Source organism: Sodaliphilus pleomorphus, from assembly GCF_009676955.1.
Classification (GTDB): domain Bacteria; phylum Bacteroidota; class Bacteroidia; order Bacteroidales; family Muribaculaceae; genus Sodaliphilus; species Sodaliphilus pleomorphus.
The window spans coordinates 2,215,324-2,235,435 of record NZ_CP045696.1 but is presented as its reverse complement, the minus strand read 5'-3'; the positions used below and the strand labels follow the sequence as shown (position 1 = coordinate 2,235,435).

Below are 20,112 nucleotides of genomic sequence, written 5' to 3'. Positions count from 1 at the left end.
TGCAACCATAACATGACTTCAACAACACATCCTACAATGAAAATCATCTCTACACTTCTACTGGCAGCAATCGCTGCCACGAGCGCCACGGCCTCGTCGACCTGGAACGTGATAGGCACCGACTACAAGGTCGATACCCTGTTCTACAACCAGGTGGGCCCCGGCACCACACAGACATCATTGAAATTCACCAGTGCAGCCGGCAACCAGCTGCGGGTGTTCTATGCCACAATGGACATGACCAACCCCTACCTGTCGCTGCACGGCGTTGTTGCCACCGACATGCTGGCTGGCAACGAGCGCATCTCGGCCATGGCTCAGCGCAAGTCGCAACCAGGACGCCGCTACTTTGTGGGCGTCAACGCCGACTTTTTCATGACCAGCGGCACTGCCAGCAACGGCAGCTCCAAGGTGGGCTCACCCGTGGGCTCGACCGTGGTCGACGGCGTGGTATACCGCGCCCGTAACAACGCCACCAATTATAAGCAGGTCATCGTCGACCCGCAGGGACAAATCTACATCAACCCCTTCCACTTCGGCGGCACCATTACCGGCCCCGACGGCACCACAGCCCAGCTGGGCGGCATCAACACCTATGCCAACGAGGGAGCTGCCGGCAACGCCAACATGGTAGTCATCTACAACGACCGCTACTGGGGCTCGACCAACGCCAAAGGCACTTGCAACGAGGTGACCGCAGTGGCTATCGACACCTTCAAGACCGCTGGCGCCTTCAAGATGGTGGTGACCTGCGAGCCCAGCTCGGCCGGCGACATGAAGATACCCGACGGCGCCTATGTGATACACGGCGACGGCACCTCGGCCTCGCTCATCGGCAGCCTTCACACGGGCGATACCGTGACCGTGAATCCCAGCTGGACTTTCAACGGCATGGCCGTAACCCCCTACAACGTGATTTCGGGCAACCCCAAGATTCTGGCCGACGGCGTCACACTCAACTCTGAGGCCGACCGTGGCGACGCCAACACCCAGCAGCCGCGTGCAGCCGTGGGCTACAGCGACGGCGGCAAGAAGGTGTACTTCTTTGTCGTCGACGGCCGTTCGACCATCTCGAGCGGTGTGCGCACCACGGCCCTGGCCGACATCATGCGCTATGCCGGCGTGACCGACGCAGTGAACGAGGACGGCGGTGGCTCGGCAATCCTCTACACGAGTACCCTGGGCATTCGCAACGTGCCCAGCGACGGCACCGAGCGTGCCGACGGCAATGGCTTCTACTGCGTGAGCAGTGCCCCCGACGACTCGGTCGTGAGCCAGATACGCTACATCGACTTCAGCCTGCAGGCACCGCACTATGGCATCTACGCTCCCAAGTTCTACGGCTACAACAAGTACGGCATGCTCATCGACCGCGACCTCAAGGGCGTGACCCTGAGTTGCGACCCTAAGCTGGGCACCATCTTGGGCGACACCACGTTCTATGCCAACGGCAGCGCCACCTCGGGCAACCTTGTGGCCCACTATGGCGATGTGACCTGCACCATGCCCATCGCCATCACGGGCAACATCGACGGCATCTCAATCGCCCTCGACAGCGTCGTCAACGACACCTATCACCCCTACACCGTCGAGGTGCAGAGCACAGTGGGCAACCATACCATGGCCATCAACCCTGCCGCCCTGTCGTGGACGAGCAGCGACGAGCGCGTGGTCACTGTGGGGCACGACACGGGTGTGCTCCAGGGCGTAGCCGACGGCACTGCCTGGGTCATAGGCAAGGTGGGCGACGTGGTCGACTCGCTCAAGGTCATCGTCGAGAAGCCCCTGGCCCACGTCATGGCTATCGACCCCAACCCCGACGTCACCACCTGGAAGTTCACGCAGAGCGGCGGCAAGAACGCCACCCAGCAGGCCAACGGCGACGGCATCACCTACAGCTACACCGGCGCCAGCAGCCGCGCGCCCAAGATCGTGCTCACCAAGGCCCTGCGCCTGTGGAGCCTGCCCGACACCGTGCGCCTGCGCATCAACCCGGGCGAGGCCTCGTTCAAGAACGTGGTGTTCGGCCTGCGGGCCAACGGCCAGAACGTGGCCTACCACACCGTCACGCCCGACAGCGTCACCGCCGGCAAGGAGATGGTGCTCGACGTGCCCACCAGCGCCTGGACCGATGCCGCCAACATGGCCAACTTCCCCGTCACGCTCAACAGCATCCAGCTCAACATGAACGCCTCAACCACCGGTAAGCAGTACACCATCGAGTTTCTCGGCTTTGAGACCGTGTACAGCGCCGTGCCCGCCGCACCGGCAGCCAAGGGCGACCTCAACGCCGACGGCCAGGTGAACATGACCGACGTGACCACCCTCATCAACATGATACTGGGCAACACCGCACCGGTAGCCGCCGCCGACCTCAATGCCGACAGCCGGCTGAACGTGACCGACGTGACCGCCCTCATTGCCATCATCCTGGGCACCGAGTAGCATCTTGCAGGGGCGGCCACAACTGTGCCCGCCCCTTGTAATAAAAACATGCTAAAAACAATGAAACTCAACACCAACATGAAACTGAAACGACTCATAAGCACCTGTGTCGCAGCTTGTGGTCTTGTGCTTGCAGCAGGTGCCACAGGCACGGTCGATGTCTTGGGCACCGTCTATAGCGTCGACACGCTGTTTTACTCCTATGTGGGTCCTGGCACCACCCAGACCTCGCTCATGCTCACCAGCGGCACCAAGCAACTGCGCGTGTTCTACACCAACATCGACCTCACCAACCCCTATGTGTCGATCAAGGCCGTGAGCGCCAAGGACAAGTTTGCCGGCAGCGAGACCGTGTCGCAAATGGCCCAGCGCAAAGACGCTCCTGGCGCCCGCTACTACATAGGCGTGAACGGCGACTTCTGGCATACCAGCGGCACCACCAAGCGTGGCGAGTCGTGGGTGGGCGCCCCCATCTCGTCGTGCATTGCCGAGGGCACCATATACCGGGCTCAGAGCAACGACGGTGAGTACCAGTACACCCTCGACAGCCAGCAGCAGCCCTCGATAGGCAACGTGCAGTTTGGCGGCACGCTCACCAGCTCCATGGGAAGCAAGATTGCAATAAGCGGTGTCAACCGCGATGCCGTGAACGATGCAGTCACGCTCTACAATCCCACCTATTTTGCAGGCACCAACACGGGCAGTGGCTGTGCCGAGGTGCAAGTGAAATACGTTGACGGCGACAGCTCCTTTGGCTGGGGCAAGGATTGCCGCCTTGTGGTGGTCAACAGTCCAAGCACTGCCGGCGACATGGACGTGCCCAGCCAGGGCCTCGTGCTCACTGGCCTGGGCGCCGGGGCAACCTTCATCTCGTCGTTGCACCAGGGCGACACCCTCACGATGAACATGACGGCCAGCCTCAACGGGCTCAAGATCGACCCGCAACAGGTCATATCGGGCCAGCCCTGGGTGCTGCGCGACGGCAAGATCTACAACAACGGCGACGGGGCGGTACACCCGCGCACGGTGCTGGGATATAGCCAGGACGGCAAGACGGCCATCTTCATGGTGGTCGACGGACGCTCGATGATAAGCGACGGCATCACCACCGCCGGGCTGGGTGCCCTCATGCTCTATGCCGGTGCCTACAACGCCCTCAATGTCGACGGCGGCGGGTCATCGTGCCTCTACTCGAGCGCCCTGGGCGTGCGCAACGTGCCCAGCGACGGCCGCGAGCGTGCCGACGCCAACGGCATCTTTGCCGTGAGCAGCGCCCCCGACGACTCGGTCGTGAGCCAGATACGCTTTGTCGACTGGGCGCTCAACATTCCTAAATATGGCACCTACACGCCCAAGTTTATGGGCTACAACCAGTATGGCATGCTCGTCGACACCGATCTCAAGGGCGTCACCATCTCGTGCCCCGAGACCCTGGGCGTGATCAAGGACGGCAACACCTTCTTTGCCCAAGGCGCGGGCAGCGGTCTGCTCACAGCCTCCTACAAAGGGCACACCGCCACACTGACGGTCAACGTCATACCGTCGAGCGACGGCATACACATTGTCAACGACAGTGTCATCAACGACACCTATCACCCCTACAAGGTTGAGCTGCAAAGCACTGTGCTCGACAAGACTATGGCTATCGACCCTGCCGCCCTGTCGTGGACGAGCAGCGACGAGCGCGTGGTCACTGTGGGGCACGACACGGGTGTGCTCCAGGGCGTGGCCGACGGCACCGCCTGGGTCATAGGCAAAGTGGGCGACGTGGTCGACTCGCTCAAGGTCATCGTCGAGAAGCCCCTGGCCCACGTCATGGCTATCGACCCCAACCCCGACGTCACCACCTGGAAGTTCACGCAGAGCGGCGGCAAGAACGCCACCCAGCAGGCCAACGGCGACGGCATCACCTACAGCTACACCGGCGCCAGCAGCCGCGCCCCCAAGATTGTGCTCACCAAGGCCCTGCGCCTGTGGAGCCTGCCCGACACCGTGCGCCTGCGCATCAACCCGGGCGAGGCCTCGTTCAAGAACGTGGTGTTCGGCCTGCGGGCCAACGGCCAGAACGTGGCCTACCACACCGTCACGCCCGACAGCGTCACCGCCGGCAAGGAGATGGTGCTCGACGTGCCCACCAGCGCCTGGACCGATGCCACCAACATGGCCAACTTCCCCGTCACGCTCAACAGCATCCAGCTCAACATGAACGCCTCAACCACCGGCAAGCAGTACACCATCGAGTTTCTCGGCTTTGAGACCGTGTACAGCGCCGTGCCCGCCGCACCGGCAGCCAAGGGCGACCTCAACGCCGACGGCCGGGTGAACATGACCGACGTGACCACCCTCATCAACATGATACTGGGCAACACCGCACCGGCAGCCGCCGCCGCCGACCTCAATGCCGACGGCCGGGTGAACGTGACCGACGTGACCGCCCTCATTGCCATTATCCTGGGCACCGAGTAGCATCGTGCAGGGGCGGCCACAACCGTGCCCGCCCCCTGCAATTGAAAAATGCGGACCGCATCGTGATTGCGGCCCGCATTTTTCAATTTTCCACGACCAGCAGGCCGTTGCCCACGGCCCGCACATTGCCATCGCTGGGTGTGTTCACCACCTGACCGCCTACCACCATGCAGCTCGAGCCGCCGCCGTCGAGGTTGACAGCATTGTAGACCCCCAGAGCCTTGAGCACCCCATAGGCTTCCTTGAGCGTGACACCGCACGAGGCCTTGCTGCGGCCGTCGATCACAACGAGAAAGAGGCGGTCGCCCTTGACATTGTAGCCGGCGCAGGTGCGCGGGTGCCGTGCCGCCCAGTCGTCGACAAAGGCCCCGTTGCGCATGATGATGTGGTCGCTGCCGCCCACGAGTTCCTTGATGGCCACCAGCTGCTCGGGACAAGAACGCAGCGTGGTCTTGAAGTTGAGGGTGAACGTTGTGCCCTTGGCCAGCATGCGGGCATGGGTCGTGTCGCTGCCCTGCAGCCACAGGATGGCCTTGCCCGCCGGTATGGGTGTGGTGCCGTCGCCGTTGTACACGGTATCGACCACGCACTGTTGCGAGCAGGTGGGCATCCAGTTGAAGCTGCCGTTGACAGCGCCAATCTGCACCTTCACTCCACCAGAGCAATCGTAGGTCACAGGGCCGTAGCTGCCAGTGAAGAGAAACGTCTGGTTGCCGCCAGTATTCTCCTTCTCAAGCCCTATCATGTTCACCGTGTGCAGGCGGAAGGTGCTGTCGCCGCAGGCAATGGTGCCCGCCCAGTCGACGCGGTCGATGTAGGGGCGGTTGTTGTCGTCGATAACCAGGCAGGCCCGCCCCACGGGGTTCTCTACCAGCTCGTCGCGGCACACCTGGCCGCTGCGCGGCATGCCCTTGAGCTCCTTGGGCTTGGTCATGAAGAAGTCGCCGTTCACAGCCGCCACCACCCTGTGCCCGGGTTTGCTCTTGCGCTGCGCCATCGAGGTGGGCGTCTCGCGGCCCACAATTTGGTCGGCCCCCAGGCAGGTCTCCAGGCTCAGGCCTGGGGTTTTGAGGTCGATGGTGAGCACACTCACCTGCAGGGGCATCGCGGGCAGCACATACTTGTCGCAGGTCACCCCGCGGGCCACGCGACGTGGCCCGGCCACCCGCTCCACATCACAGTTGCGGCCGTCGATCGTCCATTGCCTGGCCTTGGGCCGGGCAGTCGCCGTGGCCACGGCCAGCAGGCCAAGCAGCCACACGGCGATAAACTTGTACTTTTTCACCATGTTCTATTTATGTTTAAAATATCGTATCAAAGTTAGCAATTTAATCTCGCAATACCACCACTTTGCCCATATTTAGCCTCAACGCCGCGGCCTGGCAAGAGCACCATGGCCGAAAAAGAGGGAGCAACTGGCAAAGCCATAAAAATTTACACAATTTTCACTACCATCTTTTACATTTATTTACTAAATTTGTAAGCGTATTTAAAAACCAAATCTTCGGGAAAACAAAAATTATCAATTAGTTTAATTTAAAAACGAATGATTATGAAAAAATTTTTACTCTCTTTAGTAGCATTACTGGGTTTGCTGGAACGGCCAGCGCCATCAACGCTGGCGACGTTGTGCTCAGCGAGAATTGGGACAAGCTCTACAATGCTGTCGACGCCAACGGCAAAAACGTGTTTTCGTTGAACCCCTGGACTGGCGCCGATGCCAATGGTGTGAGCTATCAGCCCAACTTTACCGACCTGTCGAAGAGCGAATACCTGCCCTTGCTCAACGGCTGGTCGTCGCGCAGCAGCTACCTGTACTCGTGCCGCGGCTTTGTGCGCATCAGCAAGACCAAATTCGGCGGCGACCTGCTCTCGCCGGCCCTCACTGCACTGGGCAACGACACGGCCGACCTGGAGCTCAACTATCAGGGCATAGGCTACACGAGCAACATCAAGTTTGACGAGAGCGGCACCTACAAGAGCGGCGGCGTGCACGACTACCAGGCCTACTATGTGGTCGTGCTGGGCGACGGCGAGATCACCAGCGGTGCCACCAAGATGCAAGACAAGATCCTCTATGCCGACGCCGACGGCAACGCCACCTACTACAAGGGCGCTCAAATCGAGATTCCCACCGATGCCTTCATCAACCCGCTCGACACCATGGAGGCTTGGAGCAATGCCAACACCAAGGTGACGCTCAAGATCAAGGGTGCTACGGCCAAGACCCAAATCGCCTTTGTGGCCTCGGAGTACAAGACCCTGCCCAAGAAGACCGACCCCGAAATCGACCCTAACGCTCCTCACGGAACCAATGACAAGGTGTGCCGCGTGGTGCTCGACAACATCAAGGTCACCGTCGACCGCGTGGTGACCGCTGTCGACAACGTGAACGCTGCCAAGGCCGTGAAACACATCACCTACTGCAACCTGCAGGGCCAGACGAGCGCCGAGCCCTTTGAGGGCGTCAACATCGTGAAGACCGTCTACACCGACGGCTCCACCCATGTTGCCAAGATCATCAAGTAGCAATCCACACAAGGCGCGCATGGCACACCCCGTGCAGCCTTAACCACAGCAGCCCTGCAGTCGCACGAGATTGCAGGGCTGTTTTTCCCCCCGCGGCTCACAAGCAACGCGGGGCGCCACAGGGCTTCATGACTTTCGGTAGTTTGATGATCAAAATGCCATAATATTAACACACGTTAACAACGTAAAACAACTTTAACCACTTTAAAGGTGAATTAATCTTGACATTTTATGTATTTTTGCACAAAATAAGCAGAATGGCGGATTCCAGAAGCAAGTGCAAAGTTACGCTATTTTTCTTTAATCATGTCTTTGGGCTTTCGAAATCCGTTTTTCTTTCTTGGCCTGTTGTTTAATTTTTCGATGATGCTCTTGACATATAGCCTTGAAATTCCCCTAAAGTCCGTCTTCTTCGGAATATATTGCCTGATGAGCCCGTTCATGTTCTCGATAGCTCCCTTCTCCCACGAGCAGTACGGATGTGCGAAGTAAACTTTCGTGTTAAGTTCCCTCGCAATGATTTCGTGTGCGGCAAACTCCGGCCCGTTGTCTGTCGTTATCGACCTTACAGGCAACCCGCTCTCCCGTATGAGTCTCACCACGGCATATGCCAGTGGAACGGCCTGCTTTCCCGTATCGAGTTTCTCCATGAGCATAAAGCAGCTCCTCCTCTCAACCAGAGTAACGATGGCACCTTTGCCTTCCTTTCCTACGATGGTGTCCATCTCCCAGTCTCCTATGGTCTGTCCATAGTCCGTTTCCGGTCTTTCGTCAATGGAGAGGCGGTTGGGAATATGCGCCTTGGTGGTAAGCAAGGACTTTTGCCTTGGTCTGCCTCCATGCCTGAGGTGCTTTCGGATGTTGTCCCCGTAATGTGGGGAAAGGGCCGCTATCCAGTTGTATATGGTTGACTTGGACACCGTGATGCCCTCTTTCTTGCCAAGCCATCCGGCGACTTCCTCCGGCGACCACTGCTCCTTACGGATAAGTTCAAAAACACGGCTGCGTACATAGGGAGCGATACGGCGATTGCCAGGTGTCCTGGCCTTGCGTCGTTTGACTTTCAATACGGCCGTACGTGCGTCATAAACGCCTTTAGCATTAGAATTACGCCTTCGCTCACGAGAAACCGTGCTTACTGACACACCAATAGTCTCGGCTATGAAACTAAGTGAGAATTTCGTTTGGAGTAGCACACTTATTGTGTATCTTTGCTCCGAGGTTAATTGTTTATACATCACAATACAAAATTAATTAATCTTAGGGAGGGGAACGAAAGATCTCCTCTTTTTTTGTATTGCTTAAGTTATCCGCCAATGCTCTTTGGGGGCTTCGCGCCCCCAGCCGCAAGGCAAACCTCCGCGGTGTTTTTCATGTTTTAATGCACCGCAGAGTTTTGCACTTCTAATTGGAATTAGCAGAATAAAGAACATCAGCACATGAATATAGCCTCACACATAGCTCCTATTCACATTGCCAGCATGAAGCCACCCTGCCCGCATCGCGAGCCGTCTTCTGTGCTGATGCCCGATTGACAACAACCGCAACGATAGGAAAAAATCGACACATCTACTCACGCACAAAACATAATCAAAGCATAAATAAATTCTACTCTAAAAAAAAACTTAAACAATGAAAAGGATTCTAAGCTACATGATTGTGACGCTGCTGCTCGCTATGTGCGGGCTTGGCGCCCATGCGCAGTCGCCCCAGACGGGCGTCTATCGCATTCAGAATGTAGGGTCCAAGCTCTATGTGAAGGTGACCGGCAAGTATGCCGCCGAGCCCAACGAGAGCGCCCAAGCCGAAGCCAGCAAGATCACCGTGGGTGTGGCTGGCGTGCTCGACGACGGCACCTACAAGATGAACTCGCTGGCTTCGACCTACACCACTGCCGACGGGCAGACCCAGAGTGTTGAAGTCTACGACTACGTGACCAGAGCCATCCACATTGGCAACGCTGTGCTCAGGCAAGAGATTGCCTCGTCGAGCGATGAAAACAAGGCCAAGGCCGAGCAGGCCATGGACAAGTTTATCACCGACAACGCCCACATGCGCCTCTACCCCGTGGCTGGCAAGGCCAGCACCTACCGTGCCGTGGCCACCATTCCCAACCTGCCCGACGAGGTGCTCGACTGGATGGTGAAGAAAGGCAAAATTGCCGAACCCACGCAGACGGCCGCCTATGCCTACCTGTGCTCGCTCGTGGAGCAGTACCTGGGCAAGAGCCAGACCGATGCCGACCTCAAGGCCAAGGTGCTGCGCAACCTGCGCAAGGTGGCCCTGGGCAAGACCTACCTGCTGGGCGCCGACGGCTACCCGTCGTTTGACTACGTTGAGGCCGATGCCCACTTTGCACCCATCGCCGGCTCGGGTAAGGCCGACGACTACTTCCAGTGGAAGCTCATCGCCAAGGTGAGTGCCAACGCACTGCAAGACGGTACCTACCAGGTGCGCAACCTGGGCAACGAGCGCTATGTTGAGGTGCTCAAGAAGTACTATGCCAAGCCCGACGCCCTCGAGGCCGACGCCAGCAACATCGACCTGGCCTTTGGCCAGCGCAGCGACGACGGCTCGGTCAAGCTCACCAAGCTCGCTGCCATCGAGAAAGAGGGCAACACCTATGTAGACTGCTACAGCTACATCGACCGCGCCATCACCCTGGGCAAGTATGCCATCGCCGCCGTGCTCAACGGCGACTACGAGGGCGTGCGCGAGGCCAGTGCCGACAACATTGCCAAGGCACAAGCCTATCTTGAGAAATACCTGCACGAGAACGTGTACATGAGCGTCAAGCCCGTGGCCGGGCAAGACGAGGCCGTGTATGCCTTTGCCACCATTCCCACCGTGCCGCAAGAAGTGGCCGACCAGATGAAGGCCCACGGCGCCATTGCCGAGGCCACCCCCGAGGCCGCCTGGCAGTTTGGCGTAGACTATGTGAAGCGCTATCTCGACAAGTCCAGCACCGACAGCAAGCTCAAGCAAGTGGTGCTCAACAACATCGACAAGATTAAGCAAGGCCACACCTACTATCTCACCGCCGACAACAACGGTGCCGAGAACGGCTTCGGCTATGTCGACGCCACCGAGGCCGACCTCACGAGCAAGAGCCTCATGTGGGGCGTGATTGCACAAGAGGTGCAACCCGAGAACCTGGCCAGCGGCACCTACAAGATCCACAACGTGGGCAACAACAAGTATGTAAAAATACGCAGCAAGTACTACGCTCGCCCCGATGCCACCGAGGCCGAGGCCAGCGACGTGCACCTGGGCTTTGCCGGCAAGCTGCCCGACGGCAGCTACAAGCTCAACAGCCTGGCCGGCACCGACCCCGCCACCGGCAAGCTCGTGGAGTGCTACAGCTACATCGACAAGGCCCTGAGCCTGGGCAAGATTGCCATCGCCACCATTCTCAAGGGCGACTACACCGACAGTGAAGGCAACACCACCCGCCAGGCCAGCGACGAGAACGTGAAGAAGGCACAAGACTACCTCGACAAGTTCATGCACGACAACATCTACATGCGCGTCAAGCCCGTGGCCGGTGCCAACTATGTGTATGCCCTGGCCACCATCCCCGTCATCCCCGACGAGGTGGTCGAGGCCATGTACAACCACGGCAGCATCAAGGAGAAAACCGCCGATGCCGCCTGGAACTTCCTGGTCGACTATGTGAAGCAGTACCTGGGCTCGTCGCAGACCGATAGCGACGTCAAGGCCTATGTGCTCAAGGCCATCAACAGCATCAAGCAAGGCCACACCTACTACCTGAGCGCCGACAACGACGGTGCACAAGACGGCTTCGGCTATGTCGACGCCGCCAACTACAATAGCACCGACAAGAGCATCGAGTGGGGTCTCGACCAGGTGAAGGCCGACGCTGCCATCGAGAGCGGCTTCTACAAGATTCAGAACGTGGCCACCCGCAAGTGGGTCGACGTCAAGAGCAAGTACTATGCAGCCCCCGATGTCGACGAGGCCCAAGCCACTCCTGTGCACGTGGGCATCGACAGCCAGCTGCCCGACGGCGGCTACAAGCTCAACAGCCTGGCCGGCACCGACAACAACGGCAACTACATCGAGTGCTACAACTATATCGCCCACGCCATCGAGCTGGGCAAGCAGGTAGTGCTGGCCAACCTCAAGTCGTCGAGCGACGAAAACAAGCAGAAGGCCACCGACTACTTTGAGAACTTCATCAAGACCAACGCCTACATGAAGATAAGGCTCGTGCCCAACCAGGACAGCGCCTTCTATGCCTACGCCACCTTCCCCGCCATTCCGGCCGACATCAAGACGATCATCGTGGAGCACGTGAACCGCGAGGCCGGCAGCACCGTCATTGCCAACAACGACGGCGTGTGGCAGTGGCTCATCGACCAGGTGAAGGTCTACCTCAACAAGGCAGGCAACGCCACCGACAGCAAGCTCAAGAGCATGGTGCTCAACAACATCGACAAGATCAAAGAGGGCCACACCTACTACCTGCGCGCCGACGTGACCACGGCCACCGGCGTCAACACCTTTGGCATCGAGGACGGCAACACTGCCGACCTGAGCGACACCCACCTGTGGTGGGGCATGGCCAAGGCCAACCCCGGCAAGGGCGTGACCGGCTGGTTCCGCATTCGCAATGCCAAGGGCACCGATAGCGGCAAGGCCTATGTGAACGTGACCGGCAACTTCACTGCCGAGCCCGACCTCACCGCAGAGCAGGCCAAGAGCCAGGCTGGCACCGTGATCTATGTGGACATGGGCGACTCGGCCGACGGCGTGAAATTCCCCATCAAGGCCCTGCGCTCGCAAGGTGTGAACGTGAACACCTATATCAACGCGACCATGGCACTGGCCAACCAGTTCGTGCTGCCCATCGTGACCGAGAAGCTCAAGGAGATTGTGGAAAACAATCCCAACTACAGCAAGTATGCCTCGCTCGTGGAGCCCGCCATCAAGGCCCTGGTGCAGAGCGTCGACGTCAACTACTACGCCACTCCCGTGTTCACCGCTACAGGCAACAAGGCCTTTGAGGTGAGCGCCAAGGTGCCCGATGTGGCCGAGTACTGCGACATGGCCAACATGGCCCTCAAGCTCATGGGCAAGACCAAGACCCAACTGGTGAACAAGATCAACAGCATGAAGAGCGGCGACGGCGGCATCAAGGACCGCGTGCTCGAGATCGCTGCCCAGTGCGCAAACCGCATCGACAACCCCGACCAGCTGTGGGACTACATGACCAGCAAGGTGTGCGACGTGGTGAAGAATCACCCCAACGTGCTGCCCGAGCGCATCAACAACTTGATACTCAACAACCTCAAGAACGTGAAATATGGCACCACCTATTGCCTCACGCAAGAGGACAAGTATGCCACCTTCGACTTCCAGGAGGCCAGCGAGGCTGCCAGCAACGAGGCTGCCAAGTGGGTGCTTGAGCCATTCGACCCCAAGGCCGAGGGCTACAGCACTACGGCCTACTACCCCTACCTCGACGTCACTCCCGAGCAGCACTACAGCTCCTCGACGCTGGACGGCGCCACGGTCGACGATAGCTGGAACTACACCACGGGCTACTACGACTTCGACGCCGCAGTGGCCGACCCGGCCAACGGCACCACCGAGGCCTACAAGGCCCTGAGCACCGAGCGCGTGACCCGCAATATAGGCAACGGCAAGACCCAGGTGTACTACCTCGTGAAGCTCGAGAATGCCATGCAGGGCAACGTGATACCCGTGCAAACTCCTGTGGTGCTGCGCACCCAGAAGGGCAACATCCAGCTTGTGCCCCAGGGCACACCCGCAAGCATCGACTACAATAACCCGAGTGCCGACGAGCCTGCCGGAGCCGACGTGCAGTCGATCGACGCCTACCAGCAATTCCTCAGCATGCTCATTGGCAAGATAATGGGTGGCAGCGGCGCTCCTCGCAAGAAGGTGATCACCACCACCAGCGCAGCCGACAACCTGCTCGCTGCCTCGTTCTTTGGCGATGCAGTGCCCAGCAAGGCAGCTGGCGCCTACCTGCCGCTGAGCGTGAAGACGCGTGTCGACGACCTCCAGGGCGATGGCACCGGCAATCAGTATCTCAACATGCAGGGCTTGGGCTTCTGGAAAGACGCCGTGAGCAAGATGGAGCCTAACAAGGCCTATCTCGACGGCAATGCTCAAAACACCAACTGGGATGCTAAAGTAACCTTTGACAACAGCAACGCCAACGTGGCTCCTGGCTATATCCTCGAGCTCACCAGCGGCGGCAGCACCGTGGTGACCCACGTCGACGACGTGACCGTGGCCAAGACGGTGAAGAGTGTGCGCTACTACAACGTAGCCGGCATCGAGACCAGCGAGCCTCAAGCAGGCGTCAACATTGTAGTCACCACCTACACCGACGGCACCAAGACCACAACCAAGGTGCTCAAGTAGTAGAGCATCACCACTCTATAACCTAAAGACAACAACACGGGTGCAGGAAAAACCCACTGGGCTCACCCAGGAGCCATCTCCTGCACCCGTTTTGTTTTTTCTCAAAATTCAATCACAACACAACAACAATTGTTGAAACAAAACAAGAAAAAGCAAATGAAGAAAACTTTACTTCTCGCAGCGATGACTATTCTGGGTTTTGGCCTTGCCCACGCCGATTTCTCGCAGGGCGCCGGCCACTTCTACATGGTCCAGAACAAAGCCACCAAGCGCTATATCAATTTGATTCATGACAAAGGCTCAGCATCAGCATTATCACAAGACTTCCATGCCATCCGGCTGGAAAACGACGGCGAGCAGCACACCGAGCCTGGAACCCTCATTTACATCTCAAGTGGCTACAATCTCTCGGCCCAAGGCACAAGTGTGAAAGACATCACAGGTTACAGCGTGAACATCAAGCAAAACGGCACTGGAGACAAAAATGAGGCTGTGTACAATGCCTGGGTTACTGCAGGATTTTTGTTTTTTAAAAAAGATGTTTATTTTCAAGACGAGGCTGGAAAAGGGTTTGACAAAGCTGCCACTGGAGATGCCGATGATTGCAAATGGTACATCAAGCCTGTCGACACAGGCAATGGTGGTGATTGCTACTTTGGTGTGTCGCCCAAGTCTACCGATTTTCTTGACGGCTACTACTACACCACCTTGCGCGCTTCGTTCTCCTACAAACTCTCGCAAGGCGTTGACGCCTTCACAGTGGTGGGCGGCAAGCTCAACGAGCTGCCACACGACAATGTGGTGCCGGCCAACACGCCCGTGATACTGCGCTGCAAGTCGGTCAACGCCAGCGACAACCGCCTCTATCCACAAGCCATAGGCGGCAAGTACACCGCCGAGTCGACTGTGACTTCGAGCCTCGTGAGCGGCACCCAGTATTCCTATTTCAAGACTTCGGTGGTCAATGCCAAGGATGGTGAAACAGGCAGCTACACCAACGGTACGGCCTATGCCTTTGGCACTGCCAAAAGCAATGCCAATGCCAACTACCGTGTGCTGAGCGTGAAAGACGGCCAGCTGGGATTTTTCGACACCTTTGCCAGCGCCTACCCCGATGAAAAGTGCATCAACGGCGAACTGGCCTATATGGACACAAAAAGCGATGTAGTGCTCATTGCCAAGCAAGAGGCTGTGACGACCTCGCTGGCGGGCTTGGTGACCAAGGAGGCCGACAGCAAAACGCTGTATCACATCAACGATGGCGAACTCACCGCAGTGGCCTTTGGCGACGACAATGTGCTCTACTGCAAGGACAACAACGCCTATGCCAGCAAGGACGCAAGTCAGCAGGGCCAGGTCGACTACATGAAGGATCGCGCCAAGCTGCAAACCGGTGCCTACGACCAGAGCAACTGGGTGGCCCTGTCGCTCGACGAGGCCACAGCCACCAAGCTGATGAACAGCAACGTGATCAACCACGTGATAAGCGGCGTCGAGGGTGTGCTCACCGACAAGGTGAACCCCACAGTGAAGCTCACCGTGGCACCCACCGTGGGCCAAGAGAGCACCTACACACCCAACACCTACATCGCTGCCAGCTTCGGCGGCACGCAAACGGGCACTCAGGGCAAACACGAACAATTCTTCTTCGTCACGCCCAAGCCCTGCGAGGTGGCAAGCATCACCTGGGCCATGTGGGACGGCAGCAAGATGGTGGCGCCCACCCATGTGGATGGCAAGGTCAACCAGGCTGGCCTCTCGGGCGAGTTTGCCTATGGCGGCGACCAGAGCAAGCTCAAGGAGAACTCGATCTACAGCTTTGAGGGCATAGTGAAAGTGAACACCGCCAGCAGCAAGGCCGGCAAGCTCAGCGCCCCGGCAGCCAGCGGCTACACTGTGTATCCCCTGACACAACCCGTGGAAATCGGGTCGATCGACGGCAACGTGGTTACCGCCGTGGGCAGTGTGAACGAGGCCGCCACGGTCGAGCGCGTGATATACTACAACCTGCAGGGACAGTCGAGCGCCGAGCCCTATGAGGGCATCAACATCGTGAAGACCGTCTACACCGACGGTTCCACCCGTGTCGACAAGGTAGTGAAATAGTCCGCCTTGCCCCACAACCCCAACCCACAGCATCCTGGCAGCCCACCGCCGCCAGGATGCTCTTTTTTTCGTTCCACAGCAAATGGCAGGGCGCGGCCCTTGTGGCCGTCCGAACCCACCCCATGCGGGCCCTGGCGAATGCGCGGGTGGCGCCATGCAGGGGTTACGCGCTCCACCACCTGTCTCGTAGCTGTGCCGCTCCCGTTCGGGAGCTTGACCTGGCGGGGGCGGTGCGGTCACAGGGGTTCCGCTCGCCGCTGGCTCGCTCCACCGCCTGCCTACTCTATGTCGCCCGTTCCACGGGCTACCGCCACGCCCGCCACCAGGCGATGGAGGAAAATCAACAATAAATCACACGAAAAAAAATTTTCAATGTATCCTCGCCGCCGCGCCACCACGGGCATAAACACAATTTTAGCCCGTGAAACGGGCGGCACAGTGTAGGCAGGCGGTGGAGCGAGCCCAACGGGCGGAGCGCAACCCCTGCAACCCAACATACCCTGCGGGATTAGCCCGTGAAACGGGCGGCACAGTGTAGGCAGGCGGTGGAGCGAGCCCAACGGGCGAGCGAAACCCCTGCAACCCAACATCACCCGCGGGATTAGCCCGTGAAACGGGCGGCACAGTGTAGGCAGGCGGTGGAGCGACGCCACGGGGCGGAGCGCAACCCCTGCAAACCAACATCACCCGCGGGATTAGCCCGTGAAACGGGCGGCACAGTGTAGGCAGGCGGTGGAGCGAGCCCAACGGGCGAGCGAAACCCCTGCATAAGCCACGCACCCACGTGGGGCAAGCTCCCGAACGGGAGCGGCACAGCGACGCGCAGGTGGTGAAGCGAGCCCCCAGGGCGAGCGCAACCCCTGCAACCCAACATCACCTGCGGGATTAGCCCGTGAAACGGGCGGCACAGTGTAGGCAGGCGGTGGAGCGAGCCCAACGGGCGGAGCGCAACCCCTGCAAACCAACATCACCCGCGGGATTAGCCCGTGAAACGGGCGGCACAGTGTAGGCAGGCGGTGGAGCGAGCCCAACGGGCGAGCGAAACCCCTGCATAAGCCACGCACCCACGTGGGGCAAGCTCCCGAACGGGAGCGGCACAGCGACGCGCAGGTGGTGAAGCGAGCCCCCAGGGCGAGCGCAACCCCTGCAACCCAACATCACCTGCGGGATTAGCCCGTGAAACGGGCGGCACAGTGTAGGCAGGCGGTGGAGCGAGCCCAACGGGCGAGCGCAACCCCTGCAAACCAACATCACCCGCGGGATTAGCCCGTGAAACGGGCGGCACAGTGTAGGCAGGCGGTGGAGCGAGCCCAACGGGCGAGCGCAACCCCTGCATAAGCCACGCACCCACGTGGGGCAAGCTCCCAAACGGGAGCGGCACAGCGACGCGCAGGCGGTGAAGCGAGCCCCCAGGGCGAGCGCAACCCTGCATCAACGCGTTTTTACAATATTCGGTTGCACAATTATTTCTTTTATATTATGTTTGCATTTTTACAAAATTCTATTGCACCAACAACATAACTCCATCTCCCAAATGGAGAAAAAAACGACAAAATGGCAAACACCTACGTAAGCAACAACGTGCACATCGTGTTTCACACAAAAACGGGTGGCACAACCATAGCTCACGACGACGAAGGCAGTCTGTACAAGTACATGGCAGGCATCGTCAACGCAACCGGCAGTCATCTCATTGAAATTGGCGGCATGCCCGACCACGTGCACATGCTGGTGTCGGTGACAAAAACCATAGCCTTGGCCGATTTAGTACGCACAATCAAGGCAGAGAGTTCCCGGTGGTTGAAACGTTACAGTCCCATCTACAATCAGTTTGCATGGCAAGAAGGGTATGGGGCATTTTCGGTGAGCGTATCGTTAAAGTCCAAAGTCATTCAGTACATACGCAATCAAGAGCATCACCACGAGAAGCGAACGTTTGCCGAAGAATTCAAAGTCTTTTTGGATGCATACGGGATAGAATACGACCATCGTTATTTATAACACCCTGCCCCGTAGCTGTGCCGCTCCCGTTCGGGAGCTTGACCTGGCGGGGGCGGTGCGGTCACAGGGGTTCCGCTCGCCGCTGGCTCGCTCCACCGCCTGCCTACTCTATGTCGCCCGTTTCACGGGCTACCACCGCGCCCGCCACCAGGCGATGGAGGAAAATCAACAATAAATCACACGAAAAAAAAATTTTCAATGTATCCTCGCCGCCGCGCCACCACGGGCATAAACACAATTTTAGCCCGTGAAACGGGCGGCACAGTGTAGGCAGGCGGTGGAGCGAGCCCAACGGGCGAGCGCAACCCCTGCAAACCAACATCACCCGCGGGATTAGCCCGTGAAACGGGCGGCACAGTGTAGGCAGGCGGTGGAGCGAGCCCAACGGGCGAGCGCAACCCCTGTTTCCGCCACGCACCCACGTGGGGCAAGCTCCCGAACGGGAGCGGCACAGCGACGCGCAGGTGGTGAAGCGAGCCCCCAGGGCGAGCGCAACCCCTGCATAAGCCACGCACCCACGTGGGCTGCCGGGCACTAGGTGCACAAAATTCAACTCGGTATTCTTTGCATTTCACTCGACTTGCACTAAGTAGAGTGATGAATATCAACTTATTTGCCTAAACACTTGTAAGTAGCGAACTTTTAGCGACTTAATCAGTAGATTAAATGGGAAACAACTCCAAATTTGGGGCTGAACTGATTGTCCAAAAATTGTCGATTTGGCGTTTTTGTTTCCCGATAATTGTCTAAAAATTGTCGAAAAAATTATGGCTATACTTTCATTGACAGTAGTGCCCTGCAAGGCACTCAAGGACGGAAGACACAAAGTCCGTATCGCGGTGGCTCACCGCTCACAGACCCGATACATCCTCACCGATGTTATCATCAACTCCACCAAAGAGTGGAAAAACGGCAAGATCGTCAAGCGTGACGATGCTACCTATCTCAACACGAAGCTGCTCCAGCGCATGCAGGAGGTGCAGCGCATCATCGACGAGACTCCCTACACCGAGGGAATGACCTGCGCCGAGCTGGTTGCCACAATCCTGCACACGCGGGGCAAGAAGACGCACACGTTGCGGTCGGCTTTCGAGGAGATGCTGGAGGTGTCAACAGCAAAGGACACCACCAAAGAACGCTACCGAACCAGGTTCAAGTCCATCACGTCAGTTATCCCCGAAACAACGTTCATGTCACATCTCACGCCGCTCATGGTTCAACGCTTCATGAAGAAACGCGGTGCCGAGATAGCCCCCATCACTCTACAGACGCAGGTGACACTGCTCTCGCAGATTGTCAAGTTCTGTCAAATGAACGGTTACACCGATTTCCGCATACCGCCGACACAGGGCTGCTACCATCGAGTGGTCGCCGTGCGGCAAAACTGGCTCACTCCCGACCAGGTGAGGTTCATTCGCGACAACAAGACGAACCGCAGAGGCTATAACAAGTTCCGTGACCTGTTCATGCTGTCCTACTACCTCGGCGGCATCAACCTCATAGATCTTGCTCACATCAACTTCAACGTGTGTGCAGATACGCTGCACTACGTCCGCACGAAGACAGAACGAAAGACAAAGGTCAATCCTTATGTAGAGTTCGAGATACCATCAGAGGCGAAGCCCATTATCGACAAGTACAAGGGGGAGGACGGCAAGTTGAAGATGTATAAGGCGGCAGACATAAACCAGTGCCACTCAATGGTCAGCACGGTGCGTTCCTATCGTGATGACTATGGACTGCCGGGGCTTACGTTCTACTCGGCTCGCAAGTCTTTTGCACAGCACGCCTTTGCCCTGGGAGAGAGTGAGAGTGTGATTGACTACGTGCTTGGTCACTCACTGGGCGGTGGACACAACAAGATGCTCTATGCTTACATCAAGGTAACGCCGGAAATGGCAACGGCTTGCGTGAGAAAGGTGTGCGATTTTATCTCTTCCTCAAGAAATTTGTAGTATATTTGCAGTACATTTGTTCATTTGTCAGAATGAATTAAATGTTTGACTTGTGTGACACCTGACTGTGAAGCCCGGTGTCACTTTTTTATAAAAAAAGTAGCACAAGGGCGAACCTTATGCTACTTCATCGGTAATGGTTAGGTGTAACGCAAGAATAATCGTGCTGTTGTGAAAATGCGTTGCGCCCCTG

At 58.1% G+C, this 20,112-nt stretch carries 9 protein-coding genes; 7 read left to right on the top strand and 2 right to left on the bottom strand.

The features are described 5' to 3' along the window. Positions 1–36: 36 nt before the first annotated feature. Positions 37–2,445 (top strand): phosphodiester glycosidase family protein, encoded by a 2,409-nt coding sequence (locus GF423_RS09105; RefSeq protein ID WP_206113207.1) that lies wholly within the window; start codon positions 37–39, stop codon positions 2,443–2,445. A gap of 60 nt (positions 2,446–2,505) precedes the next feature. Beyond that, on the top strand, positions 2,506–4,911 hold the full coding sequence (locus GF423_RS09100) for a phosphodiester glycosidase family protein (RefSeq protein WP_206113205.1): 2,406 nt from the start codon (positions 2,506–2,508) through the stop codon (positions 4,909–4,911). Positions 4,912–4,993: 82 nt separating this feature from the next. Here the strand turns inward: GF423_RS09100 and GF423_RS09095 are convergent, their stop codons facing one another. Beyond that, positions 4,994–6,199, bottom strand: coding sequence for a phosphodiester glycosidase family protein (locus tag GF423_RS09095; protein ID WP_154328055.1), 1,206 nt, complete (start codon positions 6,197–6,199; stop codon positions 4,994–4,996). Between the two features lie 341 nt (positions 6,200–6,540). Here GF423_RS09095 and GF423_RS09090 point away from each other — a divergent pair, with 341 nt between their 5' ends. Further along, positions 6,541–7,440, top strand: a complete 900-nt coding sequence (locus GF423_RS09090) for a hypothetical protein (protein ID WP_154328054.1) — start codon at positions 6,541–6,543, stop codon at positions 7,438–7,440. A gap of 290 nt (positions 7,441–7,730) precedes the next feature. On the opposite strand, the gene GF423_RS09085 is transcribed toward GF423_RS09090, so the two are convergent. After that, positions 7,731–8,678 carry an IS30 family transposase gene (locus GF423_RS09085; RefSeq protein WP_154326857.1) on the bottom strand — a complete coding sequence of 316 codons (948 nt, stop codon included), beginning with the start codon at positions 8,676–8,678 and terminating at the stop codon, positions 7,731–7,733. A 394-nt stretch (positions 8,679–9,072) separates the two neighbouring features. Here GF423_RS09085 and GF423_RS09080 point away from each other — a divergent pair, with 394 nt between their 5' ends. From GF423_RS09080 to GF423_RS09065, 4 genes are all read left to right on the top strand, one after another. Beyond that, positions 9,073–13,857 (top strand): hypothetical protein, encoded by a 4,785-nt coding sequence (locus GF423_RS09080; protein WP_154328053.1) that lies wholly within the window; start codon positions 9,073–9,075, stop codon positions 13,855–13,857. Between the two features lie 156 nt (positions 13,858–14,013). Next, entirely contained in the window at positions 14,014–15,963 is a 1,950-nt protein-coding gene (locus GF423_RS09075; RefSeq protein ID WP_154328052.1) for a hypothetical protein, read from the top strand. A 1,554-nt stretch (positions 15,964–17,517) separates the two neighbouring features. Continuing rightward, the gene (tnpA, locus tag GF423_RS09070; RefSeq protein ID WP_154328051.1) at positions 17,518–17,964 is read left to right on the top strand and encodes an IS200/IS605 family transposase; all 447 of its coding nucleotides are present in this window, start codon (positions 17,518–17,520) and stop codon (positions 17,962–17,964) included. Positions 17,965–18,731: 767 nt separating this feature from the next. Further along, positions 18,732–19,919, top strand: coding sequence for a hypothetical protein (locus GF423_RS09065; RefSeq protein ID WP_154328050.1), 1,188 nt, complete (start codon positions 18,732–18,734; stop codon positions 19,917–19,919). Positions 19,920–20,112: the final 193 nt, after the last annotated feature.